The 24,069-nt window shown below is 68.7% G+C and carries 27 protein-coding genes; 15 read left to right on the top strand and 12 right to left on the bottom strand.

Annotation, left to right across the window (positions count from 1 at the left end):
* Positions 1-20: 20 nt before the first annotated feature.
* From K8940_RS14905 to K8940_RS14895, 3 genes are read right to left on the bottom strand one after another with little or no spacing between them, the layout of a single operon-like run.
* Positions 21-1,517: a phosphomannomutase/phosphoglucomutase gene (locus K8940_RS14905; protein ID WP_223390763.1), complete on the bottom strand. Its 1,497-nt coding sequence runs from the start codon at positions 1,515-1,517 to the stop codon at positions 21-23.
* Between the two features lie 60 nt (positions 1,518-1,577).
* Positions 1,578-2,534: an SIS domain-containing protein gene (locus K8940_RS14900; protein ID WP_223390762.1), complete on the bottom strand. Its 957-nt coding sequence runs from the start codon at positions 2,532-2,534 to the stop codon at positions 1,578-1,580.
* Positions 2,531-2,746 (bottom strand): hypothetical protein, encoded by a 216-nt coding sequence (locus tag K8940_RS14895; protein WP_223395872.1) that lies wholly within the window; start codon positions 2,744-2,746, stop codon positions 2,531-2,533. Before K8940_RS14895 ends, K8940_RS14900 begins: the two co-directional genes overlap by 4 nt.
* Before the next feature lie 161 nt (positions 2,747-2,907).
* Here K8940_RS14895 and gpmA point away from each other — a divergent pair, with 161 nt between their 5' ends.
* From gpmA to K8940_RS14880, 3 genes are all read left to right on the top strand, one after another.
* The gene (gene gpmA, locus K8940_RS14890) at positions 2,908-3,621 is read left to right on the top strand and encodes a 2,3-diphosphoglycerate-dependent phosphoglycerate mutase (RefSeq protein WP_223390760.1); all 714 of its coding nucleotides are present in this window, start codon (positions 2,908-2,910) and stop codon (positions 3,619-3,621) included.
* An 89-nt stretch (positions 3,622-3,710) separates the two neighbouring features.
* Positions 3,711-4,970: a pentapeptide repeat-containing protein gene (locus K8940_RS14885; protein ID WP_223390759.1), complete on the top strand. Its 1,260-nt coding sequence runs from the start codon at positions 3,711-3,713 to the stop codon at positions 4,968-4,970.
* A 96-nt stretch (positions 4,971-5,066) separates the two neighbouring features.
* On the top strand, positions 5,067-6,332 hold the full coding sequence (locus K8940_RS14880; protein WP_223390758.1) for a pentapeptide repeat-containing protein: 1,266 nt from the start codon (positions 5,067-5,069) through the stop codon (positions 6,330-6,332).
* Between the two features lie 84 nt (positions 6,333-6,416).
* On the opposite strand, the gene K8940_RS14875 is transcribed toward K8940_RS14880, so the two are convergent.
* Positions 6,417-6,878, bottom strand: a complete 462-nt coding sequence (locus K8940_RS14875) for an Hsp20 family protein (RefSeq protein ID WP_223390757.1) — start codon at positions 6,876-6,878, stop codon at positions 6,417-6,419.
* 233 nt (positions 6,879-7,111) lie between these two features.
* Here K8940_RS14875 and K8940_RS14870 point away from each other — a divergent pair, with 233 nt between their 5' ends.
* The 5 genes from K8940_RS14870 (at position 7,112) to K8940_RS14850 (ending at position 10,996) form a co-directional block, all read left to right on the top strand.
* A complete protein-coding gene (locus tag K8940_RS14870; protein ID WP_223390756.1) occupies positions 7,112-7,954 on the top strand; it encodes a class I SAM-dependent methyltransferase in 843 nt (280 codons plus the stop codon).
* 105 nt (positions 7,955-8,059) lie between these two features.
* Positions 8,060-8,956 carry a class I SAM-dependent methyltransferase gene (locus K8940_RS14865; protein ID WP_223390755.1) on the top strand — a complete coding sequence of 299 codons (897 nt, stop codon included), beginning with the start codon at positions 8,060-8,062 and terminating at the stop codon, positions 8,954-8,956.
* On the top strand, positions 8,953-9,606 hold the full coding sequence (locus tag K8940_RS14860; protein ID WP_223390754.1) for a DUF2987 domain-containing protein: 654 nt from the start codon (positions 8,953-8,955) through the stop codon (positions 9,604-9,606). The genes K8940_RS14865 and K8940_RS14860 overlap by 4 nt, the downstream gene beginning before the upstream one ends.
* 90 nt (positions 9,607-9,696) lie before the next feature.
* On the top strand, positions 9,697-10,005 hold the full coding sequence (locus tag K8940_RS14855; RefSeq protein ID WP_223390753.1) for an SCP2 sterol-binding domain-containing protein: 309 nt from the start codon (positions 9,697-9,699) through the stop codon (positions 10,003-10,005).
* A 7-nt stretch (positions 10,006-10,012) separates the two neighbouring features.
* The gene (locus K8940_RS14850; RefSeq protein ID WP_223390752.1) at positions 10,013-10,996 is read left to right on the top strand and encodes an alpha/beta fold hydrolase; all 984 of its coding nucleotides are present in this window, start codon (positions 10,013-10,015) and stop codon (positions 10,994-10,996) included.
* Here the strand turns inward: K8940_RS14850 and hisN are convergent.
* Positions 10,971-11,807, bottom strand: a complete 837-nt coding sequence (hisN, locus tag K8940_RS14845) for a histidinol-phosphatase (RefSeq protein ID WP_223390751.1) — start codon at positions 11,805-11,807, stop codon at positions 10,971-10,973. The genes K8940_RS14850 and hisN overlap by 26 nt on opposite strands.
* Positions 11,808-11,848: 41 nt before the next feature.
* A complete protein-coding gene (locus tag K8940_RS14840) occupies positions 11,849-12,235 on the bottom strand; it encodes a helix-turn-helix domain-containing protein (protein ID WP_223390750.1) in 387 nt (128 codons plus the stop codon).
* A 184-nt stretch (positions 12,236-12,419) separates the two neighbouring features.
* Here K8940_RS14840 and K8940_RS14835 point away from each other — a divergent pair, with 184 nt between their 5' ends.
* On the top strand, positions 12,420-13,370 hold the full coding sequence (locus K8940_RS14835) for a lysophospholipid acyltransferase family protein (RefSeq protein WP_223390749.1): 951 nt from the start codon (positions 12,420-12,422) through the stop codon (positions 13,368-13,370).
* Here the strand turns inward: K8940_RS14835 and K8940_RS14830 are convergent.
* From K8940_RS14830 to gcrA, 5 genes are all read right to left on the bottom strand, one after another.
* Positions 13,367-13,885 carry a response regulator gene (locus K8940_RS14830; protein ID WP_223390748.1) on the bottom strand — a complete coding sequence of 173 codons (519 nt, stop codon included), beginning with the start codon at positions 13,883-13,885 and terminating at the stop codon, positions 13,367-13,369. The genes K8940_RS14835 and K8940_RS14830 overlap by 4 nt on opposite strands.
* A gap of 137 nt (positions 13,886-14,022) precedes the next feature.
* The gene (locus K8940_RS14825; protein ID WP_223390747.1) at positions 14,023-14,889 is read right to left on the bottom strand and encodes a M23 family metallopeptidase; all 867 of its coding nucleotides are present in this window, start codon (positions 14,887-14,889) and stop codon (positions 14,023-14,025) included.
* Entirely contained in the window at positions 14,874-15,089 is a 216-nt protein-coding gene (locus K8940_RS14820) for a DUF2093 domain-containing protein (protein WP_223390746.1), read from the bottom strand. Before K8940_RS14820 ends, K8940_RS14825 begins: the two co-directional genes overlap by 16 nt.
* A gap of 28 nt (positions 15,090-15,117) precedes the next feature.
* Positions 15,118-16,644, bottom strand: a complete 1,527-nt coding sequence (gene xseA, locus K8940_RS14815) for an exodeoxyribonuclease VII large subunit (RefSeq protein WP_223390745.1) — start codon at positions 16,642-16,644, stop codon at positions 15,118-15,120.
* A gap of 97 nt (positions 16,645-16,741) precedes the next feature.
* On the bottom strand, positions 16,742-17,263 hold the full coding sequence (gcrA, locus tag K8940_RS14810) for a cell cycle sigma 70 cofactor GcrA (RefSeq protein ID WP_223390744.1): 522 nt from the start codon (positions 17,261-17,263) through the stop codon (positions 16,742-16,744).
* A gap of 238 nt (positions 17,264-17,501) precedes the next feature.
* Between gcrA and K8940_RS14805 the strand changes: the two genes are divergently transcribed.
* From K8940_RS14805 to K8940_RS14780, 6 genes are all read left to right on the top strand, one after another.
* On the top strand, positions 17,502-18,323 hold the full coding sequence (locus K8940_RS14805; protein ID WP_223390743.1) for an ABC transporter permease: 822 nt from the start codon (positions 17,502-17,504) through the stop codon (positions 18,321-18,323).
* A 98-nt stretch (positions 18,324-18,421) separates the two neighbouring features.
* Complete coding sequence (locus K8940_RS14800) at positions 18,422-19,078, top strand: TetR/AcrR family transcriptional regulator (protein WP_223390742.1); 657 nt, start codon at positions 18,422-18,424, stop codon at positions 19,076-19,078.
* 4 nt (positions 19,079-19,082) lie between these two features.
* Positions 19,083-19,601, top strand: a complete 519-nt coding sequence (locus tag K8940_RS14795; protein ID WP_223390741.1) for a hypothetical protein — start codon at positions 19,083-19,085, stop codon at positions 19,599-19,601.
* A 153-nt stretch (positions 19,602-19,754) separates the two neighbouring features.
* Positions 19,755-20,969, top strand: a complete 1,215-nt coding sequence (locus K8940_RS14790; RefSeq protein ID WP_223390739.1) for an aspartate aminotransferase family protein — start codon at positions 19,755-19,757, stop codon at positions 20,967-20,969.
* Between the two features lie 69 nt (positions 20,970-21,038).
* A complete protein-coding gene (gene argF, locus K8940_RS14785; RefSeq protein WP_223390737.1) occupies positions 21,039-21,974 on the top strand; it encodes an ornithine carbamoyltransferase in 936 nt (311 codons plus the stop codon).
* A 200-nt stretch (positions 21,975-22,174) separates the two neighbouring features.
* Complete coding sequence (locus K8940_RS14780) at positions 22,175-23,086, top strand: Hsp33 family molecular chaperone (protein ID WP_223390736.1); 912 nt, start codon at positions 22,175-22,177, stop codon at positions 23,084-23,086.
* 50 nt (positions 23,087-23,136) lie between these two features.
* Here the strand turns inward: K8940_RS14780 and K8940_RS14775 are convergent, their stop codons facing one another.
* Complete coding sequence (locus K8940_RS14775; protein WP_223390734.1) at positions 23,137-23,982, bottom strand: hypothetical protein; 846 nt, start codon at positions 23,980-23,982, stop codon at positions 23,137-23,139.
* Positions 23,983-24,069: the final 87 nt, after the last annotated feature.

Genomic DNA, 24,069 nt, shown 5'->3' with positions numbered 1-24,069 from the left:
TATGTAGGCCGCGAGCCGGCTCAAATTTCCTGGTTGTATTTGCCGACGCGGTCGCCTAGGCGCGGCTTCACCTCTTGTCGGAAGAGGGCGCGCATGTCGTCCTCTGACTGGGTGCTCTCGACCACGACCACCACCTCGGGCTTGTTCGACGAGGCGCGGACCAGCACCCACGAGCCGTCTTCCAGGTGGACGCGAACGCCGTTGACGGTGATCACCTCGGTGATCTTGCGGCCCAGGATCGATCCGCCGGCGGCGAACAGGTCCTGGTATTCCTTCACCACCTCGTCGACGACGCCGTACTTCACCTCGTCGCCGCACTTGGGGCTCATGGTCAGCGAGGTGAAGGCCACCGGCAGGGCCTTGCGCATGTCCGACAGCTTCACGCCCGGATTGCGGTCCAGCATGGCCAGGATGGCCGCCGCCGCCGTCAGGCCGCAGTCGTAGCCGTACCCCAGCTCGCCGTTCATGAAGAAGTGGCCGCTCTTCTCGAAGCCGGCCAGGGCGCCCAGCTCGGCGCTCTTGCGCTTGATGTAGCTGTGGCCGGTCTTCCAGTAGATCACCTTGCAGCCATGCTCTCGCAGGATCGGGTCGGTGGCGAAGAGGCCGGTCGACTTAACGTCGACGACGAAGGTCGCGCCCGGATGCAGCGGAGCCAGGTCGCGGGCCAGCATCAGGCCGATCTTGTCGGCGAAGACCTCCTCGCCCTCATCGTCGACCACGCCGCAGCGGTCGCCGTCGCCGTCGAAGCCGAAAGCCAGGTCCGCCCTGGTCTCACGGACGGCGTGGGCCATCGCGTGCAGCATCTCGGCGTCTTCCGGGTTCGGATTGTATTTGGGGAAGGTGTAGTCGAGGTCGGTGTCCATCGGGACGAGGTCGGCGACGCCCATCTTCTGCAGGGCTTCGACCACGAAGGCCCCGGCCGTGCCGTTGCCGCAGGCGGCGACCACCTTCAGCGGACGGGTGATGCTGGCGCGCTTGGCGACGTCGTCGATATAGCGCTGGGCCTCGCCCTCGACGCGGATCAGCTTGCCGCCGTCGCGCTCGACGAACTGGGCGCCCAGCACGATGGCCTTCAGCCGGCTCATCTCGTCGGGGCCGAAGGTCAGCGGCTTCTGGGCGCCCATCTTCACGCCGGTCCAGCCGTTCTCGTTATGGCTGGCGGTGACCATGGCCACACACGGGATGTCGAGGTCGAACTGGGCGAAATAGGCGGTCGGCGACAGGGCCAGGCCGATGTCGTGCACCTCGCAGCCGGCGCTGATCAGGCCCAGGATCAGGGCGTTCTTGATCGACGACGAGTATGAGCGGAAGTCGTGGCCGACCACGATCCTCGACTGGCCCAGCTCGTGGATGTAGGTCCCCAGGCCCAGACCCAGGGCCTGGACGCCCAAGAGGTTGATCTCCGGCCCGAACAGCCAGCGCGCGTCGTATTCGCGAAAGCCGGTCGCCTTGACCAGCGGTTCGTTCTCATAGGCGGCGGTGTTCGCGACCAGATCGGCGCGGGGAGCGGTGAACATCGGAGACTCGCTTGGGTCAGAAAGACGCCGCCCGATCGGCGGGCGGCGCTTACGCGGACTTCAGATCACGCCGGCGCGGAGCAGGTCGTGGACATGCAGCACGCCGACGGGGCGGTCGGCTTCCACCACGAACAGGACGGTAATGCGGCGCTCGTTCATGATCTTCAGGGCCTCGGCGGCCAGGGCGCCGGGGGCGATCGTCAGCGGACCGCGCGTCATGACCTCGCCGGCGGTGTGCTGAAGCAGGCCGTCCATGTGGCGACGCAGGTCGCCGTCGGTGATCAGGCCGGCCAGGCGGCCCGCGGGATCGACGACGCCGACCGCGCCGAAGCGCTTTTCGCTCATCACCAGCAGCGCGGCGGGCATCGGGGCGTCGGCGGCGATCAGCGGCAGCTCGCCGTCGCCATGCATCAGGTCGGCGACCGTGCGCAGCATCGCGCCCAGCTTGCCGCCGGGATGGAAGACGCGGAAGTCGCTGGCCGTGAAGCCGCGCCGCTCCAGCAGGGCCACGGCGAGGGCGTCGCCCAGGGCGATCTGCAGGGTGGTCGAGGTGGTGGGGGCGCTGACTTCCGCCGTGGCCTCCGGCGCGTCCGGGAGCAGCAGCACGATGTCGCCGCCGCGTCCCAACTGGCTGTCCGAGAAGGCGGTCATGGCGACCAGCGGGATCGAGAACCGGTTCGCATAGGCGATGACGTCCGACAGCTCGCGCGCCTCGCCCGACTTCGACAGCGCCAGCACCACGTCGTCAGGACCGATCATGCCGAGGTCGCCGTGCGAGGCCTCGGCGGGGTGGACGAACATGGCCTGGGTGCCGGTCGAGGCCAGGGTGGCGGCGATCTTGCGCGCCACGTGGCCGGACTTGCCCATGCCGGTGCAGACGATGCGGCCCTTGGCGTCGAACATCGTCTCGACCGCTCGGGCGAAGGCCTCGCCCAGCGACTCGGACAGCGTGGCCAGGGCGTCGGCCTCGATGCTCAGCACGCGGCGGGCGACCGCGACGGCGTCGAAGGCGCTCATTGCGGCAGCGGGGTCGAGGCCTCGACGGCCTTCTTGGCCGCCGCGTCGCGACGGGTGGCGGCGTCCTTCTCACGCTGGATCCTGGCCTTCATCTCGGGCGTCTGCTGCTCAGGCGTATGGCCGAACGGGCCCCAGGAGCGGTCGCCCTGGCCTTGCGGCCAGACGAGCGAGAAGGTGATCAAGGCCAGGGCGATCAGCCCCATCAGCGGCATGAAGATGCGATCAGGCATGGCCCGCCTATAGCACGGGCGGCGGCGCGGGGGAGGGGCGATGAAGGCGAAGGGCGAGGCTAAAGACGGCTTCCGTGCTTGACGCTGCCGTCGGCTGGCCTTAGCCCGCGCCTGACATTCGCCCGATCTACGAAGGAAGCCCGATGCCGACGCTCGTCCTGCTCCGCCATGGCCAAAGCCAGTGGAACCTGGAAAACCGCTTCACGGGCTGGGTCGACGTCGACCTGACCGCCGAGGGCGAGGCCCAGGCCCGCAAGGGCGGCGAGCTGATCGCGGCGGCCGGCATCCAGATCGACCACCTGTTCACCTCGGTCCAGACCCGCGCCATCCGCACCGGCAACCTGGCCCTGGACGCCGCCAAGCAATCGTTCGTGCCGGTGACCAAGGACTGGCGTCTGAACGAGCGCCACTACGGCGGCCTGACCGGCCTGAACAAGGCCGAGACCGCCGAGAAGCACGGCGAGGCCCAGGTCACCATCTGGCGTCGCTCGTACGACGTGCCGCCGCCGGAACTGGCCCCGGGCGGCGAGTACGACTTCAGCAAGGACCGTCGCTACAAGGGCGCGGACCTGCCCTCGACCGAGAGCCTGGCCACGACCCTGGTCCGGGTGCTGCCGTACTGGGAAAGCGATATCGCCCCGCACCTGAAGGCCGGCGAGACCCTGCTGATCGCCGCCCACGGCAACTCGCTGCGCGCCATCGTCAAGCACCTGTTCAACGTGCCGGACGACAAGATCGTCGGCGTCGAGATCCCGACCGGCAACCCGCTAGTCATCGAGCTGGATGCGAACCTGAAGCCCACCAGCGCGCGCTACCTGGACGAGAAGCGCGCCGAGGCTCTTCCGCAAGTCGGTTAATTTTCAAGCTTCACCAGAAGCCCTTGGAAAGACGACGTTAATTTTGGCCGGTGCATGGTGAACCCTCACTTTGGGATTCCAGGCCTGCCATGAGCGCCGCCGCGCCGACGACACAGGACTACAAGCGCCTGACGCAGCAGGATGTTGATCTCATCTGCGCCAAGCACGACCGCCTGTGGTCGGCCCGGATGGGCGGCGCGCGCGCCGTCTTCGCCTTCTGCGATATTTCCGGTCTCTCGCTGACGGGCCGTAACCTGTGCGACGCCGATTTCACCGGCGCGGTCATGGTCGGCTGCGACCTGCGCAAGACCAAGCTGGACAACGCCAACTGCTACGGCGCCGACATGCAGGGGGCGGACCTGACGGACGCCAGCCTGCGCCGCGCCGACCTGCGCGGCTCCAGCCTGCGGGGCGCCAACCTCACCGGCGCCGACATGTTCGAGGCCGACCTGCGCGAAGGCACGATCGCCGCCGCCGACCGCAAGGAAGGCTACAAGGTCATCGAGCTGACCCAGCGCGAGGCCTACGCTTCCAGCACCAACCTCTCGGGCGCCAATCTCGAGCGCTCGCGCCTGTCGGGCATCGTCGCCACCAAGGCCGACTTCAGCGACGCGATCCTCAAGGACGCCAAGCTGGTCCGCGCCAATCTCAAGCAGGCCAATTTCAACGGGGCCAACCTGGCCGGCGCCGACCTGTCGGGCGCCAACCTGACCGGCGCGGACCTGCGCAACACCGTGCTGGTCGGCGTCAAGACGATGTCGTGGAACATCAACGACACCAACATGGAAGGCGCCCTGACCGACAAGCCGTCGGGCAAGAGCGTCTCGGACCTGCCCTACGAGCAGATGATCGCCGACCACGCGCGGTGGATCGACACGGGCGGCGTCGAGGGCAAGCCGTCGGTGTTCGACAAGGCCGACCTGCGTAACCTGCGCTCGATCCGCGGCTATAACCTGACGGCCCTGTCGGCCAAGGCGGCGGTGTTCTACGGCCTCGACATGGAGGGCGTGCAGATGCAGGGCGCCCAGCTGGAGGGCGCGGACCTGCGGGCCTGCAACCTGCGCCGGGCCGACCTGCGCGGGGCGCGGCTGAAGGGCGCCAAGCTGGCGGGCTCGGATCTGCGCGACGCCCAGCTGGGCCCGTTGCTGATCGCCGCTGACCGCGTGCTGCCCGTCGACCTGACCGGGGCCATCCTGGCCAACGCCGATCTGGCCCGCGCCGACCTGCGCCAGGCCCGCCTGACCGGGGCGGACATCTCGCGCGCCAATTTCACCGGGGCCCAGCTCCGCGACATCGACCTGACCGGCGCGATCCGCCTGGGCGCGCGCGGCCTGGAAGACGTGATCTGATATTTCGCGACAAAGCGACGCGGGCTTAACGGTTCGCTCGTCGATCGCCGTTACGCTCCCGCGCAACTGATAAAAGAACTCCACGGGGAAAGCGTTATGAACGCCGCGCAAAGCGTGGCCGGGCGTCGTCGCCTGAGCCAAGCCGAGCTCGACATGATCGTAACGGCGCACGAGAAATTCGTTACCGGCAAGCAGGGCGGCAAACGGGCCTCCCTACGCTTTTTGCAGCTGTCGGGCCTTGATCTGTCGTTCCGGAATCTGACCGACGCGGACCTGTCCGCCTCGATCCTGGAAGGCTGCCGCATGGTGCGCACCAAGCTGGACCGCGCCAGCCTGTTCGGCAGCGACCTGCGCAAGAGCGACATGCGCCAGGCCTCGCTGGTCCGCGCCGACCTGCGCGGCGCCTGCCTGCGCGGCGCCAACTTGGCCCAGGCCGACCTGACCCAGGCCGACTTCCGCGAAGGTCAGGTGGCCATTCCCCATCCGCGCAAGGGTCTCGACACCCTTCGCCACGAGACCCGTCAGGGCGAGGTGGACGAGGTCAACTTCTCGGGCGCCACCCTGGACGGCTCGCAGTTCGAGGGCGTCTCGGCGTTCAAGGCCGACTTCAGCGACTGTTCGCTGCGCGGCGCCAAGCTGTCGGGTGCCAACCTCAAGGAAGCCAACCTGGTCGGGGCGATCCTCGACGGGGCCGACGTCAAGGGCGCGAACCTGGAGGGCGCGAACCTCTCCGGCGCGGTGATGGCCAATGTCGACACCTCCACCGCCCGCGTCGGCGGCGCCAGCATGGACGGCGCGCTGAAGACCTCGACCCGCGAGGCCCTGGCCAAGGCGCAGGAGCTCTATCAGCGCTGCCTTGACAATCAGCGCTGGTGCCAGACCGGCGGCAAGGAGGGCGCGGCCGCCCGCCTGGACGGCGAGGACCTGCGCCCGCTGGGCGACAAGCTGAGGGGCCTGCGCCTGACGGCCATGAGCGCCAAGGGCGCCTGCATGGTCGGCCTGGACCTCTCCGGCGCCCAGCTGCAGGGCGCGAACCTTCAGAACGCCGACCTGCGTACGGCCAATCTGCGCGGCGCGGACCTGCGTGGCGCCAAGCTGACCGGCGCCAACCTGACCAAGGCCGACCTGCGCCAGGCGTTCCTGTCGCCGCTGCCGCTGGGGCCCGATCGCCGGACCCGGGCCAGCCTGCAATCGGCCCGCCTGCGCTATGCCCTGGTCCAGACGGCGGACCTCAGCGAGGCGATGCTGGACGGCGCCGACCTGCGCGGCGCGGACTTCACCGGCGCGCGCGTGGCCAGAGCCAGCTTCCGCGAGGTCGACCTGAACCAGGTCCAGGGCCTGGACCTCTCGATGCCCGACTAGACCTCTGGGCATGAAAAAGGCGGCGCCTTTCGACGCCGCCCAAGTTCAGAGGGGATTAGGGGAGACTAGGAACAGGGCCGCCGGTTAGGCGGCCTTTTCGCCTTCGATCAGGGTCGACGGCGCGCTCGACTTGATCTCCACCGTGCGGGGCTTCAGGGCTTCCGGCAGTTCACGCTTCAGCGCGATCGACAGCAGGCCGTTCGACAGATCGGCGTCGACCACCACGAGGTAGTCGGTCAGCTGGAACTTGCGCTCGAAGTTACGCTCGGCGAGCCCGCGATGCAGGTACTGCTTGGCGTCGCCATCGTTGGCGGCCTTGCGACCGGTGACGGTCAGCAGGTTTTCCTTCACCTCGACGTTCAGTTCATCCGGCTTGAAACCGGCCACCGCGATCTCGATGCGGTAGTCGTTCTCGCCGGTGCGTTCGATGTTGTAGGGGGGATAGCCCGAGGCCGCTTCGGTGCGGGCGGCGGCGTCCAGCTGGTCGGCGAGGCGGTCGAAGCCGACGAGCGAGCGGTACAGGGGCGAAAGGTCGATCGTACGCATGGGGTCAGATCCTTCTCATCAAGCAAGGTCTTTGAATGTTCGTCCCGTCGGCGACCCGAAATCGGCATCGCCAGGTGGTCCGGAAGGCCCGGGTTTCCAGCGCCTTCGTGAAACTAGTTGGTGAGCGGATTTTGGGGTTCAAGGGGCGTCGAAGCGGAAAATCTGAATCGTTTGACGCACCGTCAGCCCCGGCTAAGGTCGCGGCGCATCAACTCGTCGAAGGACACATTCCCATGCCGCTTCGCCGCCACGTCCTGCTGCTCGCCGCCACCCTGACCCTTTCCGCGCCTGCCGCCTTCGCGTCGACGGACCCGGCCCTGAAGGCCGCCGTCGCCTCGCCGACCCGCCCGGCGGGCGATGTCGCCCGCGACGGGGCGCGCCACCCGGTCGAGAGCCTGTCGTTCTGGGGGCTGAAGCCCCAGCAGACCGTGATCGAGATCTCGCCCGGCGGCGGCTACTGGACCGAGATCCTGGCGCCGTACGCCAAGGCCACGGGGGGGATCTATGTCGCCGGCGTCGCCGACCTGTCGAACCCGAAACTATCCGAGGGGGCTCGAAAGGGCCGCGCCGACTTCGAGGCCCGGTTCTCGGACGCCGCCAAGTACGGCAAGCCGCAGTTCGTCAATTTTGGCGCCCAGTCGGGCCCGCTGGGCGCGCCCAGCTCCGCCGATCTCGTTCTCACCGCCCGCAACGTCCACAACTGGACCGTCCAGCCGGGCATGGCCGACAAGGTGTTCGCCGACTTCTTCGCGGTGCTGAAGCCGGGCGGCGTCCTGGCCGTCGAGGACCATCGCGCCGATCCGCGCTCGGAGAAGGCCGCCGGCGCCGACGGCTACCTGAACACCGCCACGGTGATCGCCATCGCCGAGAAGGCCGGCTTCAAGCTGGACGCCCAGTCCGAGATCAACGCCAACCCCAAGGACACCAAGGACCATCCGTTCGGTGTCTGGACCCTGCCGCCCACCCGCCGCACCGCGCCGGGCGGTCAGCCGGCCGACCCGAGCTTCGACCGCGCCAAGTACGAGGCGATCGGCGAGAGCGACCGCATGACCCTGCGCTTCCGCAAGCCCGCCTGATCCTGGCCCGCCTGATCCTGGCCCGCCTGATCCTGGCCAGCCTGATCGGGCCGGCCTGACTTTGGCCAAGGTCGGCGGACACGCTGGCGTACGCGTAACGGGGGGATGATGGTTCCAGCTCAGTATTGGTCGCGGCGCGGAGTCCTGGCGAGCGTCGGCGCGTTCGGGCTCACCGCCTGCGGCCGGAAGAACGATCCCGCCAAGCCCGAGGCCAAGGCGGCCGACAAGGCTGGATCGAAGACGATCGAGGCGGCGGTGGCCGGCGACTGGCGGTCACCCGCCGACCGCGCCCGCGACGTCTGGCGCCATCCGGTCGAGAGCCTGAAGTTCTGGGGGCTGGCGCCGGGCCAGACCGTGGTCGAGTTCTGGCCCGGCGCGGGCTGGTACACCGACATCCTCGCGCCCTATCTGGCCGACACCAAGGGCAAGCTCTACGAGGCCGTGCTGCAGACCAACGACCCCTCCGATCCGGCCGCCGCCGAGATCGTAGAGGGCTATCGCCGCAAGCTGACCGAGAAGAAGCGGGTCTATGGCGACGTGACCTTCACCGCCTTCGGACCGACCAGCGGCCCGGTCGCGCCGGCGGGGACGGCGGATCTCGTTCTCTTCCTGCGCAACCTGCACAACTGGATGGCCGGCGGCATCGCCGAGAAGGCTTTCAAGGACGCCCTGGCGGCCCTGAAGCCGGGCGGGGTCCTGGGTATCGAGGAACATCGCGGCGAACCGGGCAAGGTCCAGGACGTGCTGGCGGCCGACGGCTATGTCCAGCAGGACTACGTGATCCAGATGGCCAAGGAGGCGGGGTTCGTCCTGGCCGGGACCAGCGAGATCAACGCCAATCCCAAGGACACCAAGGACCATCCGTTCGGCGTCTGGACCCTGCCGCCCACGCGCCTGTCGGCGCCTCGCGGCGAGCCGGCCGAGCCGGGCTTCGACCACGCCAAGTACGACGCCATCGGGGAGAGCGACCGCATGACCCTCAAGTTCGTGAAGCCGAAATGAGTCGGCCGCTCGCGCTGATCCTGGCCGCCGTGCTGGCCGCGACCGCCGGTCCGGCCTTCGCCGAGAAGTCGGCCCAGGCGACCAAGGTGCTGCCGTTCCTGGACAAGTTCCTGAAGGTGCCCGCCGCCGAACGCTCGCGCCTGAAGCTGACCTATGCGGTCCGCCACGATGGCCAGATGCTGCCGAACCTCAAAGCCACCCTGGTCGAGCGCGGCGGCGCGCGCACGCCGCTGCCGGTCGACGGCGAGGGTTATTTCGAGCGCCTGCCGACCCTGGCCCAGCTGGAGGGCGATCCAGCCATCGTGTTCGACGTGCCCGTGGGCTGGAAGATGGGCTCGATGATGACTTTTGGCACCCAGCTGAAGCCGGCGCAGGACTATGACGCGCGCGAGTTGGCGGCGACGGTGACCGAGGCCAACACCGTTATCGGGAAGGCCGCTGGCGTGGCGGCCTTCATGGCCCCGAAGATGACCGGCGTCGTCTTTCCCAAGGCCGAAAGTGGGATGATCGCCTTCGCCGACGGCCATAGCGCGCCGTTGCCGAAGGTCAACGAATTTCCCTATTTCCGCCCGGCCGACCACCAGGGCGCCGTACGGGTAAAGTTGACAAGAACCCCGACTAAGGTCGCCTTCTATGACGGGAAGAAATAAGACCCTGGGTCGTCTGAACGCTGTTTACTTAACCGGGCGGCCCGGTCTAGCTATCCGCAACACGACATCGCGCAGAGGGAGATCGCGCTCATGGCCACTATTCAGGAAGTCACCGATCGCATCAAAGCCGCCGTCGGCGACGACAGCGGTCTGGGCAAGAGCCTGAAGTTCGACCTGAAGGACGCCGGCGTCATCCACATCGACGGCGGCTCGGTGACGAACGAAGACAAGCCGGCCGACCTGACCATGACGCTCAGCCTGGACGATCTGCTGGCCATCGGCGCCGGTTCGCTGGACCCGACCATGGCCGTCATGACCGGCAAGCTGAAGCTGTCGGACATGGGCGCCGCCATGGCCCTGCAGCCCAAGATGGGCGCCCTGTTCGCCAAGATGCGCTAAGCCGAGCATGACGGAGACACCGGCGCTTCTGGTCTCGATTCCCGAGGCTCCGGTTCCCGACAACGGTAAGGCCGAATGGTTTCGCGGCGCGGATGGGGCGACCCTCCGCGCCGCGACGTTCTTTCCGCCAGGCCCGCCCCGAGGTTCGGTGGTGCTCAGCCCCGGACGCAGCGAGCCGATCGAGAAGTATTTCGAGGTCGTCGAGGACCTCCTAAGCTGCGGCTTCGCCGTGCTGCTGCACGACTGGCGAGGGCAGGGGCTTTCGGCCCGAGGCCTTCCCGACCGCCTGAAGGGCCACGCCCGGGGCTTCAAGACCTTCCTGTCCGACTACAAGGCGCTGCTCGACGCGTTCGAGGCCCGCATGCCCAAGCCGTGGATCGCCCTGAGCCACTCCATGGGCGGCTGCCTGACCATGCTGGCCCTGGCCCATGGCGAGGCGCGATTCTCGGCGGCCGTGCTGTCCGCGCCGATGCTGGGCCTCAACAGCGCCGGCGTGCCGCCGTGGCTGGCCAAGCCCCTGGCCTGGACGATGTCGCGTGTCGGCCTGGCCGGCGAGTATGTGTCGGCCGCCTATGATCCGCTGGTCCAGACCTTTCAGGGCGATGGCCTGACCCACGACGAGACCCGCTACGACCGCTATCAGGCCCAGTTGCGGGCCAATCCCGAGATCGCCCTGGGCGGCATGACCTGGGGCTGGGCCGATTTCGCCATCTCGGCCTGCGCCTGGCTGCGGCGGAGCAAGGGCGTGGAGGCGATCTCCATCCCGGTGACCATCGCCGCCGCCGAGCTGGACAACCGGGTGCTGAACGCCGACGCGGAATCGATCGCCAACCGCATCCCGAAAGGCCGTTACGTGGAGGTCCCGGGCGCCTTCCACGAGATCCTGATCGAGACCGACCCGCGCCGGGCGATCTTCTGGCGCGCCTTCGACGAGACGGTCGATCCGATCGCGCCGAAGGAACCGCTTATTTCGCCGAACGCCTCAGACTGACCAGGGCCTCGTCCAGCGGGCGGCGGTCACCGGAGATGACCATCTGGCCGCCGTTCGGGCCGACGGGCTCGCCGCGCCAGTTGGTGACCAAGCCGCCGGCGCCCTCGACCAGGGGGATGGCGGCCTCGATGTCCCAGGACTTCAGGCCCGCCTCGATGACCATGTCCATCTTGCCCATGGCGACCATGGCGTAGGCGTAGGCGTCGCAGCCCAGGCGGGCCAGCTTGGAAGCCGCGCGCACCTGCAGCCAGGCGCCGCGCTCGGCGCCGTCGAAACAGGCGTCGGCGTCGGTGGTGGCGATGACGGCGTCGTTGAGGTTGGCGCACGCGCGCACGCGGATCGGCGTTTCCCCGCCGCGCGACAGCAGGCGCGAGCCGCCGGCGTGGCCCACGAAGACCTCGCCGACATAGGGCTGGCCGATGGAGCCCAGCACCGGGCGACCCTGGTGGCGCAGGCCGATCAGGGTGGTCCATAGGGGTAGGCCGGAGATGAAGGCGCGCGTGCCGTCGATGGGGTCCAGCACCCAGACGAACTCGGCGTCGGGGCGATCCTCGCCATATTCCTCGCCGATCACGCCGTGCTCGGGGAACCGCTCGCCGATCAGCCGGCGGATCGCCGCCTCGGCGCCGCGGTCGGCCTCGGTCACCGGGTCGAAGGCCGCGTGGGTGTCGCGCGGGAGGTTCTTGCCCGCCCCCTTGTCCTCCAGGCCGTGGTCGGCCCGGAACAGCGGCAGGATCACCTCCGCCGAGGCCCGGTTTAGGTCGATGATGAAGGCGTCGAGCGCCGTGAGCCGATCAGCGGAAAGCGTCATGGGCGGGGTTTAGCCTCCCCGCCTCGGGGGCGCTACCGTGATCAGGCGTCGGCATGCTCGGGGCCGCCGTTCAGCGACTTGGCCAGGTCCAGCAGGCGACGGCGCGGACGCTCGCCCAGCAGGTAGTAGGCGCGGATCAGGTCCAGCGTTTCCTTGCGGGCGAACATCTCGCCGCCCTCGGCCGCCTCGCCGGTCGTTTCCTGGCGCGCGTCCGACAGGCCGTCGTAGAAGTAGCCGACCGGCACCTCCAGGGCCTCGGACAGCTGCCACAGGCGCGCGGCGGAGATGCGGTTGGCGCCGCACTCGTACTTCTGGATCTGCTGGAACCGGACGCCCACCGTGCCGGCCAACTGTTGCTGGGTGAGGCCCAGCAGACGCCGGCGGCGGCGAAGACGCTTACCGAGATGGACGTCGATATTGCTACTCATGAAGCCGTGCCCCCTAGTTCAACTCGGGCCGTCCCGAAACGGAACGGCCTGAGCCCTCGGCCGCAATTCACGTGCCGCGCGGGGGCGGGTTTAGTGAACGCGCGCGCGGTTTCGCCGGCTGACGCGCGCTCAGGGGTTCCGGGCGCCGTTGCGCGATACGGGCCAGCTAACCTAGTAAGGAGGCATGTCGGATAAGCGTCAGCCTTGGGTTCAGGATCTGCTGTGGCGGTTGGAGGCCCTGGGCTTCGACCTCTTCATCGGGGCCGTGCGCCTGATGGGCGTGGACCGCGCCTCGGATTTCGGCGGCTGGCTGGGCCGCACCTTCGGGCCATTGAGCGGCGCGCACAAGGTCGCCACCCGGAACCTGAAGCTGGCCTTCCCGGAAAAGGACGCGGCCTGGCGCGCGACCATGCTGCGCGAGCAGTGGGATGGCCTGGGCCGCTCGTTCGCCGAGTTTCCGCTGATGGACAAGATCCTGCCGTCCACCGGCCGGGTGGAAGTGGTCAACAAGGAGCGCCTGGCCGAGATCGCCGAGAAGAAGATCCCGGTGGTGTTCGTCTCGGGGCACCTGTCGAACTGGGAAGTGATGCCGGCGGCCATCGTCGACAGCGGCGTGGTCTGCGAGATGACCTATCGCGCGGCCAACAATCCCTATGTCGACAAGCGCATCAAGGACAGCCGCTTCCGCTACGGCGTGCGCCTGTTCGCGCCCAAGGGCGGCGACGGGGCCCGCGAGCTGCTGGAAGGCATGAAGAAGGGCAGTTCCGTGGCCCTGATGAACGACCAGAAGTTCAACAGCGGCGTGGCCGCGCCGTTCTTCGGCCATGACGCCCGCACCGCGCCGGGGCCGACGCGACTGGCGATCCGTTTTGGCACGGTGCTGCAGCCGATGTCGGTGCAGCGCCTGAAGGGCGCGCGCTTCCGGGCGGTGGTCCACGATCCGATCGTCCCGCCCAGCACCGGCGACCGCACGGCCGACATCGAGGCTGGCGTGCGGATGATCAACGCCTTCATGGAAGAGCGCATCCGCGAGCGGCCGGCCGAGTGGTTCTGGGTCCACCGCCGCTGGCCCAACGAGGTCTATGCGGAACTGGCCGAACGCGAGCGCGCGGCGGGGGCGGGCGAGGGCGCCTAGATCTCGACCATGTCGTTCGGCTCGTCCTTCTCGCCCGCGCGGCGGAAGGGGCCGGTGTGGCTGGGGTCGACCCGGCGGCGACGGCACGGGCCGAAATAGTCCGGCGACCGGATGAAGGGCCGCGGGTGATAGATCACCGTGTTGATCCGATCCAGCAGCGAGCGGGCGGTCACCGGCTTGACGACCACCTCGGTGACGCCCGCGTCGCGGGCCTCGAACACGCGGTGACGCTCGGCGAAGCCGGTCAGCATGATGATCGGCAGGAACGGGTCGACGCTGTCGGGCGAGTTGCGGACCAGCTGGGTGAACTGCACCCCGTCCAGCGGCGCCATCTTGAAGTCGACGATGGCGATGTCGGTCTGCCAGTCGCGCAGGATCTGCAGGCCCTCGGCCCCATCCATGGCTTCACGGATGTGCCTGACCCCCACACCCTTCAGGATCGCCGCGACGATCGACCGGATGTGCTGGTTGTCGTCCACCAGCAAAAAGCGCAGCTTTTCGAGCGCCGCCGACATGCGGGAGCCGCCTCCTCAAGGATCTCGCGGGAAGATCGGAACCGCGAGCGTCGCTCCCCTGCGACGTCCCCATTCCGACAACGACGGCATAGCTAGCGAATGATTGTAATTCTCGCCAGGGGCGAATTCGTGGAATTTCAGCTTTGGAACGGCCCCGCGCCGACCAGCAGCGACGGGTCTAGGTTGCGGCCGCGCCACTTCATCCGCCAGCACAGATGTGGGCCGGTGGCCCGACCTTCCTGGCCGGTCTCGGCGATCAGCTGGCCCTGTCGAACGTAAGTCCCTGCTGAAACAAGGATTTTCGACAGGTGCAGATAGGCGGTAATCAGACCTTGGCCGTGACCGACCAGGACCAGACCGCCCTCGTAGTGCAGTCCGGTCTCGGCGAAGGCGATCAGGCCGTCGGCCGGGGCGCTCACCGGCGTGCCTACCGGCGTCGCCAGATCAACCCCAAAATGGGGACGCTTGGGTTCGCCATTGAGGATGCGCTGGCCGCCGAACCGGGCCGAGCGTCGGGCGCCCACAACCGGAAGCATGAATCCGCTGCGGAAACCTTCGATGTCGGCGAGGCTGGCGAAGCCGGCCTGCTTGCGCAGGTTTTCGGCGGCGATGCGCTCCAGCAGGGCCGGATCGGTCGGCGTCACTTGTTCGGGCGGCAGGCCGTCGATGCGCTGGATGTCGAAGTCGCCCGCCGCGATCGTCGCCTCGCGCGCGGCTGAGCCATCCAGGGTGGTCACGGTCAGCGTGCTGGCGGGCGGAGCGTCGCGATCGAAGCCGACCACGAACCAGCCGTCGGCCGAGGCGGTGGTCAGCACCTGTGCGTCGACATCGACCAGCGCGCGGGGCGTGGTGCGGCCGACCGCGTAGCCGCCCTGGACGAACGCGCCAGACAAGGAAAGCGCCGGCGTCGCGGCCCGGGCTCCGCCAGGAGGGGGCAGGCCGGCGAAGGTGGTGGAGAGCGGAAGCGCGGCCAGGACCGCGCGGCGGCTCAGGCCTGCTGCCAACGCTTCAGCGCCTCGGCGGGACCGGCATAGGCTTCCTGGTGCTCGGGGCTCCAGTAGCGCAGGGCCTCCAGCGGGATCTGCTTGTTGGTCACGGCGCACAGCACGAAGCGGCCGGGGCTGAGCACGGCGTATTCGCCGTCGCCATAGTGCAGGACGGCCAGGCCGTCGGACTTGCCGAGATCTCGATCGAAAGCGTTCATGGCTCTTACTCTACGCCAGTGTGGGGCCTCAGAACAGATCGCCCTGATCGGTCTTGGGTGGAACGGGTTTGGGACGCGGCGGCGCGGGCGGCGGACGGACCGGCGGAGCGGAAGAGGGCGCGGGTCCCTCGTCGCCGATCACCGCCTCGCGCTCGCCGTCGGCGAACTGCAGCGAGACGTGATCGCCCAGGGCCAGGGCGGCGGACGTCCGGACGATGGTTCCATCGGCCTTGCGGACCAGGGCGAAGCCCAGCTCCATCGGCCGGCGCGGGTTCAGCGACTGGCGCAGCTTGTCCAGATTGGCCAGCTGATCCTCGGCGCGGGTCAGGCGGCGGGCGCCGGCCGAACGCAGGCGCTCCCAAAGCACGGGCAGGCGCGCGTGGGTCCTGGCGCGTTCCGGGGCGCGGGTTCCGCAGGCGTTCAGCCTGGCGCCCAGGTCCGCCAGGCGGTCGGCCTTGGCCGCGTGCTGGCGGCGCAGGGCGTCCGGCGTGAGGCGCGCGGTGACCTTCAGCAGATCCTGGGCGTGGACGGTGGTGTTGCGATGCAGGGCCGCGTCCAGGCGTCCGGAGGCGATGTCGAACCGCTGCTGGGCCAGGGCCAGCAGGTCATTTGGGCGGGGCAGCCCTCGTGCCGCGCCCAGCAGGCGGCTGCGACGCTCCTCGATCGTGCGCGCGCCGCAGCGGTTGAGGCGGCGGTCGAAGTCCGAGATCAGGGCGCGCAGCTCGGCCAGCACCGGCGTGGCCATCTCGGCGGCGGCCGTGGGCGTCGGGGCGCGGCGGTCCGAGACGAAGTCGATCAGGGTGGTGTCGGTCTCGTGGCCGACGGCCGAGATCAGGGGGATGGTCCCCTCGGCCACCGTGCGGGCCAGGCTCTCGTCGTTGAAGGCCCACAGGTCTTCCACCGAGCCGCCGCCGCGCGCGACGATCAGGATGTCGGGACGCGGCACCGGGCCGCCGGGCTGGATGGCGTTGAAGCCGCGAATGGCCGCGCTGACCTGACCGGCGGCGGCGTCGCCCTGAACCACGCACGGCCAGACCAGAACTTGGCAGGGCCAGCGGTCGCGGATGCGGTGCAGGATATCGCGGATCACCGCGCCGGTCGGGCTGGTGATCACGCCGACCACGGCCGGCATGGTGGGCAGGGGGCGCTTGCGCTCCGGCGCGAACAGGCCCTCGGCCGCCAGCTTGGCCTTCAGCCGTTCCAGCTGCGCGAGCAGGGCGCCGACCCCGGCGGCCTCCATGCTGTCGATGACGATCTGGTAGCGCGAGCCGGCCGGATAGGTGGTGATTTTGCCGGTGACGATGACCTCGAGCCCGTGCTCGGGCCGCACCCCAAGGCTGCGGACATTGCCCTTCCAGACGACGCCGTCGATGGCGGCCTTGTCGTCCTTGATGGTCAGGTAGACGTGGCCGTTGCTGTGGTGCGTGACCTTGCTGAGCTCGCCGCGCAGCCGCACGAAGCCGTAGCGGTCCTCCAGCGTGCGCTTCAGGGCGAAGGCCAGCTCGGAGACCGAATAGGGCGGCGCGTTGGAATCGTTCGGCGCGAGGTCCGTCATGCGCCCTATCTAGTGCGGTCCTCCAGAAATGGAAAATCCCGGGACGATCGCCTGACCGTCCCGGGACTCGCCGCTCTGAGAGACTTTGTTGTTCTTCTTAGATGTAGCGGCGAAGCGAACGGGCGAGCTCGGTGGCGCCGCCCTTCTTCTTGGTCTGCTGCGGCTGGTAGGCGACCCGAGCGTGCTCGACGCAGTAGGGGGCGCCTTCCGACGAGCGGCGGCCGCAGAAGGTGAAGCCTTCCGACGACGGGTCGCCGATCGGCCACTTGCACATGTGCGCGCCCAGGGTCAGCACGGTGGCCGAGCCCGGTTCCTCGTGGCGGAAAGCCGGCAGTGGCGCCGGCGCGGCGGCCACGGGGGCCGAAGGCGCCTCGATCGGCGTCACACGGCGCGGGGCCGACGGCATGGCCTGGGCGGCCGGACGGGCCGGACGCGGGGCCTTGAACGCCGGACGCGCCGGTTGCGAAGGGGCCGCGCGGCCCGAGAGGCCCAGGCGGTGCACCTTGCCGATGACGGCGTTGCGCGTGACGCCGCCCAGTTGCTTGGCGATCTGACTGGCCGACAGGCCGTCCAGCCAGAGCTTCTTCAAGGTCGAGACCCGTTCGTCGGTCCAGCTCATAACCCGTCTCCGCCGTTCGATGGGAGGGAAGGGCGTCCCCACGCCCATCACCCCATATCTGGTGATCGGACCGCCCCGCCGGCGGTCGTCCTACTAGATATCGTAAAGAATGTGTTAAAGCGCACAATAGGCGCCAACGACTCTGTCCACAGAAACAAGATGTTGATTCAGGCAAGCCCAAGCTTGCGGAAAGGCGCCCCAAGGCGCACATGGCCAAGCAGAACAACGGGTTGAGCCTATGAGAGACATGGCCGAAAGCGTCATTCCGCCGCAGCCGCGCGACTATCACGGCTGGAACTGGAGCGGGTTCGTAACCCTGTATCAGCGTGAAATCCGCCGGTTCTGGAAGGTCGGGACTCAGACGGTGGCCGCGCCGGTGGTCACCACGCTGCTCTACATGCTGGTCTTCGTGGTCGCCGTGGGCGCCAGCCGCCCGGCGGTGGGCGGGGTGACCTTCGGCCATTTCGTGGCCCCCGGCCTGATCATGATGGCGATCCTGAACAACGCCTTCGCCAATTCCTCGTCCTCGCTGATCCAGGCCAAGATGATGGGGCTGACGCCGGACTTCCTGACCCCGCCGCTGTCGGCGCTGGAACAGGTGCTGGGTTTCGCCCTGGGCGCGGCGACGCGCGGCGTCGTGGTCGGGGCGGTCACCGCCCTGGTGATCGGCGTGCTGCCGGGCGCGGGCCTGTCGATCGCGCATCTGTGGGCGATCCTCTATTTCGGCGTCGCGGCCTCGCTGATCCTGGGCCTGGCCGGCGTCCTGGCCGGGCTGTGGTCGGAGAAGTTCGACCAGCTGGCGGCCGTCACCAACTTCCTGATCATGCCCATGACCTTCCTGTCGGGCACCTTCTACCTGGTCGACAAGCTGCCGGAGCCGTTCCGCTCGGCCAGCCACTTCAACCCGTTCTTCTATCTGATCGACGGCTTCCGCTACGGCTTCATCGGCCATGCCGACGGCTCGATCGCGATCGGGGTGGTCAGCACCGGCGCGCTGACGGTGGCGCTGTTCCTGTGGTGCTGGCGCCTGTTCGTCACCGGCTATCGCCTGAAGAGCTGATCCCGAACAACGGTTTAGCCGCTTGGAAGCCCCGGTCCGCAAGGCCTGGGGCTTTTTCATGTTGTGAAGACATAATTGATGTAATACATGATTACATCATGTCATCCGTTCGATCCTATAATTCGGCGCTGCGGCGCGACCAGGCCGAGGCCACGCGGGAGCGCATCCTGGCGGCCATGGCGGCGCTGGTGGAGGAGGGCGGCGGCCAGGAGCCGACCAACCGCGCCGTCGCCGAACGCGCCCAGGTCACCGAGGTCACCGTCTATCGCCACTTCCCCAGCCGCGAGCTGCTGCTCAAGGGCCTGTGGGAGCACCTGAACCGCAAGGACGGGGTGCGGGTCGGCATGCCCGAGGGACCGGCCGACCTGCTGGCCAAGATCAAGCCGCTGATGGCCAGCTTCGACGCCAGTCCGGCCCAGATCATCGCCAGGATCACCACCCAGCAGGGCCGGGCGGCGCGCTCCAGCCTGGATCCCGAGCGCCGCGAGGCCTTCCTGGCGGTGGTCGCCCAGGCCGCGCCCGCCCTGCCGGAAGGCGAGCAGGCCAAGGCCGCCGCCGTCCTGCAGTTGCTCTATTCGGCCTATGCGTGGCTATCCCTGCGCGAGCAGTGGAATCTCGCGGGCCAGCCCGCCGTCGACGCCCTGGGCTGGGCGACCGAGGCGCTGCTGGCCGACCTCAAGTCTCGGGGAGCGGCGTCCATCGCACCCGACCCCTTCGCCCAGTTCGACCCAAGCGCCCTGCAGCCGGAAAGCTGACCCGATGATCGCTCACATCTCCATCCCCGCCCATGATCCCCGCGCCACGGCCGAGGTCTTCGGCCGCATCATCGACGGCGAGGTCATGCCGTTCCCGGTCGTGCCGGGCGCCTGGGTCGCCATCGCCCGCGACGGCTCGGGGCTGGGCGTCGAGGTCGTGCCCGACGCCAGCGCCCACCACCCCGGCGAGGGCGCGCCCGACGGCCGTGTCTCGAACGGTCCGTTCGTCATGCCGTGGGAGACCCAGATCCGCCAGGACGGCGCGCCGCAGGACGCCAGCGGCTTCCACGTGGCCATCACTACCAAGCTGTCGGTCGACGACCTGCTGGCCCTCGGCGCCGAGAAACGCTGGCGCGCCGTGCACTGCGACCGCGGCGGCGTCTTCGACCTCGTGGAGCTGTGGATCGACAACCGTTTCCTGGTCGAAGTCCTGCCGCCCAAGGGAAGCGAGCGGTACCATGCGTTCTACACGCCGCATGTCGCCGGCAAGATGTTCGCGGGTCCGCCGCCCGGAGCAGTGTGACCTTCTCGCCAAGACCCGCGATTTTCGCCGGTTTTTCAGGGGCTTTTTCACAGTCCCTTGATTGACACGACGTCGTTCCACGGCGACAACCTGCGGCCTTCCGGTCCCCGCACTCACAGTGCGGGGGCTTCTTGCCTTTTAGGAGGGCCGGTCTTGAGCACCGCGACGTCGTCCAACTCCTCGCAGCACCACATCATGGGCGTGTACAACCGCGCTCCGCTGGCGTTCGAACGAGGCCGAGGCGCGCGCCTGTTCTCGACGGACGGCGGCGAATACCTGGACTGCGTGGCGGGCATCGCCACCTGCGGCCTGGGCCACGCCCACCCGGTGCTGGTCGACGCCCTGAAGACCCAGGGCGAGAAGCTCTGGCACGTCTCGAACATCTACACGATCCCCGAGCAGGAAGTGCTGGCCGACAAGCTGTGCGCCGCGACCTTCGCCGACGTGGTGTTCTTCACCAACTCGGGCACCGAGGCGATCGAGTGCGCCCTGAAGGCCGCCCGCCGCTATCACGTGGTGAACGGCCAGGCCGAGCGCATCGACGTGATCGGCTTCGACGGCTCGTTCCACGGCCGCTCGTACGCGGCGGTGAACGCCTCGGGCAACGCCGGCTATCTGGACGGCTTCGGCCCGCGCCTGCCGGGCTTCATCCAGTTGCCGTTCGGCGACCTGGAAGCCCTGAAGGCCGCGATCGGCCCGACGACGGCGGCGATCATCATCGAGCCCGTGCAGGGTGAGGGCGGGGCGCGCGCCCTGACCGAGGCTCAGCTCCTGGAGCTGCGCCAGATCACCCGCGACGCCGGCGTCCTGCTGATCTACGACGAAGTGCAGAGCGGCATGGGCCGGACCGGCAAGCTGTTCGCCCACGAGTGGGCCCCGGGCAGCGAGCCGGACATCATGTGCGTGGCCAAGGCCCTGGGCGGCGGCTTCCCCGTCGGCGCGTGCCTGGCCACGAACGAGGGCGCCAAGGGCATGACCCCCGGCACCCACGGCTCGACCTACGGCGGCAACCCGCTGGCCATGGCGGTCGGCAAGGCGGCCTTCGACGCGATCAACACCGAAGAGCTGCTGGACAACGTCAAGACCGTCGCCGGTTACTTCACCCAGCAGCTGAACGGCCTGAAGGACCGCTTCCCGGACGTCATCGTCGACATCCGCGGCAAGGGCCTGCTGATCGGCATCAAGGTTGTCCCGAACAACCGCGAGTTCATGGTCATGGCCCGTGATCAGAAGCTGCTGATCGCCGGCGGCGGCGACAACTGCGTGCGCCTGCTGCCGCCGCTGAACCTGACCGTCGAGGAAGCCAGCGAAGCGATCGCCAAGCTCGAGAAGGCTTGCGAAACCGCCCGCGCCAAGGCCGCCGCCTAAGCAACAAAACGCATTGGCCGCCCGCTCCAGGACACCGGGGCGGGCGGAACCGTTAGGGACATGGCCAACATGACCACCCCCCGGCACTTCATCGACCTGTGGAAGCTGGACGGCGCGACCCTGCGCCTGATGCTGGACGACGCCCACGCCCGCAAGACCGCCCGCAAGGGCTGGCCGCAGGGCAAGGTCGACGCCGACGCGCCGGCCAAGGATCGCGTGCTGTCGATGATCTTCCAGAAGAACTCGACCCGCACCCGCTTCTCGTTCGACGCGGCCATGCGCCAGCTGGGCGGCAGCGCCATCATCTCGACCTCGTCGGATATGCAGCTGGGCCGGGGCGAGACCATCGAGGACACCGCCAAGGTGCTGTCGCGCATGGTCGACGCGGTGATGATCCGCGCCAACAGCCACGCCGACGTCGAGCGCTTCGCCCAGGTGTCGAGCGTGCCGGTGATCAACGGCCTGACCGACAAGAGCCATCCCTGCCAGATCATGGCCGACATCCTCACCATCGAGGAGCATCGCGGCCCGATCGCCGGCAAGACGATCGCCTGGGTCGGCGACGGCAACAATGTCTGCTCCAGCTTCATCCACGCCGCGCCGCTGCTGGGCTTCGAGCTGAAGATCGCCTGCCCGGCGGTCTATCACGCCGACCTGCATGACCTGGCGCGCGCCGAGAGCCTTCAGGGCAAGGTCAGCATGACCACCGACGCCAAGGCGGCCGTCGCCGGCGCCGACGTCGTCGTGGCCGACACCTGGGTCTCGATGGGCGACACCGACCATGACGAGCGCCTGGCCGCGCTGGAGCCGTACCAGGTCGACGACCGGCTGATGGACCTGGCCGCCGCCAACGGCGTCTTCCTGCACTGCCTGCCGGCCCACCGGGGCGAGGAAGTCACCGACGCCGTCCTGGACGGGCCGCGCTCGCTGGTCTGGGACGAGGCTGAGAATCGCATCCACGCCCAGAAGTCCGTACTGGCCTGGGCGTTCGGCGCGATCGGCTGAGGTTGCTCGCTTCTCTCCTCCCCCTCTGGGGGAAGGGGACCGCCGAACGGCGGTGGAGGGGGCTTTGGGGAGGGAGGCGTTGCATCGCTTCGCGACCCCCTCCGTCTCGCCGCGTATCCGCGGCGATCTACCTCCCCTAGTGGGGAGGAGAACCGCCCCACTCTCGCAATTCTCCCGCCATCATCCTATCTAGCCTCCCCATGACCGACATCGCCCCTAATCCCGGCGTCCTCGACGACGTCGTTTCCGCATTCCAGATCGAAGGCCTGCCTGTGCGCGGCCGCGTCGTTCGCCTCGGCGCCGCCGTCGACGAGGTGCTGACCCGTCACGATTATCCCGAGCCGGTGGCCAACCTGCTGGGCGAGGCCTGCGCCCTGGCCGCCCTGGTCGGCTCCAGCCTGAAGTTCGAGGGCCGCCTGATCATCCAGGCCCAGGGCGACGGCCCGGTGCGCTATGTCGTGGTCGACTACGACACCTCGGGCGGCCTGCGCGGCTATTGCCGGTTCGATCCGGAAGAGGTCGCCAAGGCTTCGGAAGGCTTCGCGCGTCCGGGGGCCAAGACCCTGCTGGGCGGCGGCGTCTTCATCATGACCCTGGACCAGGGCCCGGACATGGACCGCTACCAGGGCGTGACGCCGATCGAGGGCGAGACCCTGGCCCTGTGCGCCGAGCAGTACTTCCAGCAGTCGGAGCAGACCCCGACCCGCGTGCGCCTGGCCGTCGGCCAGGTCGACACCGGCGAGGGCCCCAAGTGGCGGGCCGGCGGCATCCTGATTCAGGTCATCGCGGGCGACCAGGCGCGTGGCGACACCCAGGACGCCTGGACCCACGCGCAGGCCCTGTTCGAGACCACCGGCGAGGACGAGCTGATCGACCCGACCGTCTCGACCCCGACCCTGCTGTGGCGGCTGTTCAACGAGGACGGCGTGCGCCTGCTGGACGAAAAGCCGTTGCGCGCCTTCTGCCGCTGCTCGGAGGAGCGGATCGGCGTGGTGCTGGACTCGTTCTCGGCGCAGGAAGTGGCCGACATGATCGAGCCGGACGGCAAGATACACGTGACATGCGAGTACTGCTCGCGGGTCTACAAGCTGGACGCGCCGGAAGCGGCGTGACGTAACAGACGCCAGCCTCCCGCACGCGGAGGCTGGCGTCGTCCCGCCGGCTAGATGAAGAACGCCGGCAGCTCCCCCCAGAGAACGCCATCCATCGACACCAAGCCTTTGACGGGCGCGGCGTCCGCCGGCAAGGCATGGATGAGATGCGCGGTGGCGGCGCGTCCGTCGCCGATCTCGTGTGCGGTCGCAGGACCTGCCTGGATCTGGCGGTCGAGCCTGTCAAACAGGCGAAGCTTGACGGCGGCGGTGTCCACCGCGGGCGCGCCCGCGTCGCGGGCGAGGCTCAGTATGGCCACCCTTCCGCCGTCCGGATGGTCGGCCACGCTCAGGCCGACCGGCGTTTCGTTGTGCGTGCAGCCGCCGGCGGTCGAGGGGGGCGTCGCCGTCGGGGGCGTCGTGGCGCTGCCCAGGACTTGCCAGTTGGCCTGGCTGAGGGTCGCCCCGGCGTTCTGGATCTGGCCGTTGAAGTTCAGGTTGAGCCCATAGATGTGGCCGGGCTGGACATTGTAGAAGCCCGGCGTGTCGGACATCCAGAAGTTCGCGCCGGTCGCCTGGTCCGGGTTGCTGTAGTACTGGTTGGTCATGTTGCACTGGCGATAGCCGTAGGCGCTGGCGCCGGTGCAGTTGGAGCCGACCGGCGGGCAGCCGTCCTCCTGGGGGACCGTCGGACTGATCACGATGTTCGTGGCCTGGCACAGATAGTGCGGAATGGTCACGCCATCGACGGTGTAGCTCCCGTACAGATACTGCCGGTAGACGAGGGCCGCGCAGCTTCCGCCTGGCGTGTCGGGCTGGAAGGTCGCGGTCACGTTGAACTGGGCCGTGAAATTTCCGCTAGCCAGCACCGGGGTGATGGGCGTGGCGGGCGTGGTGAAGCTGAGCACGCTGGGCATGGCGTTCTCCCGTTTTCGATGATTTGGGAAAGGGTGGCGCGGCCGCCCGTGGTGGGGCGGGCGACCGCGCCCGGCGTCGCGATCGGA

It is taken from the genome of Caulobacter segnis (genome assembly GCF_019931575.1).
Taxonomy (GTDB): domain Bacteria; phylum Pseudomonadota; class Alphaproteobacteria; order Caulobacterales; family Caulobacteraceae; genus Caulobacter; species Caulobacter segnis_C.
This window is presented reverse-complemented; position numbering and strand designations above follow the sequence as displayed.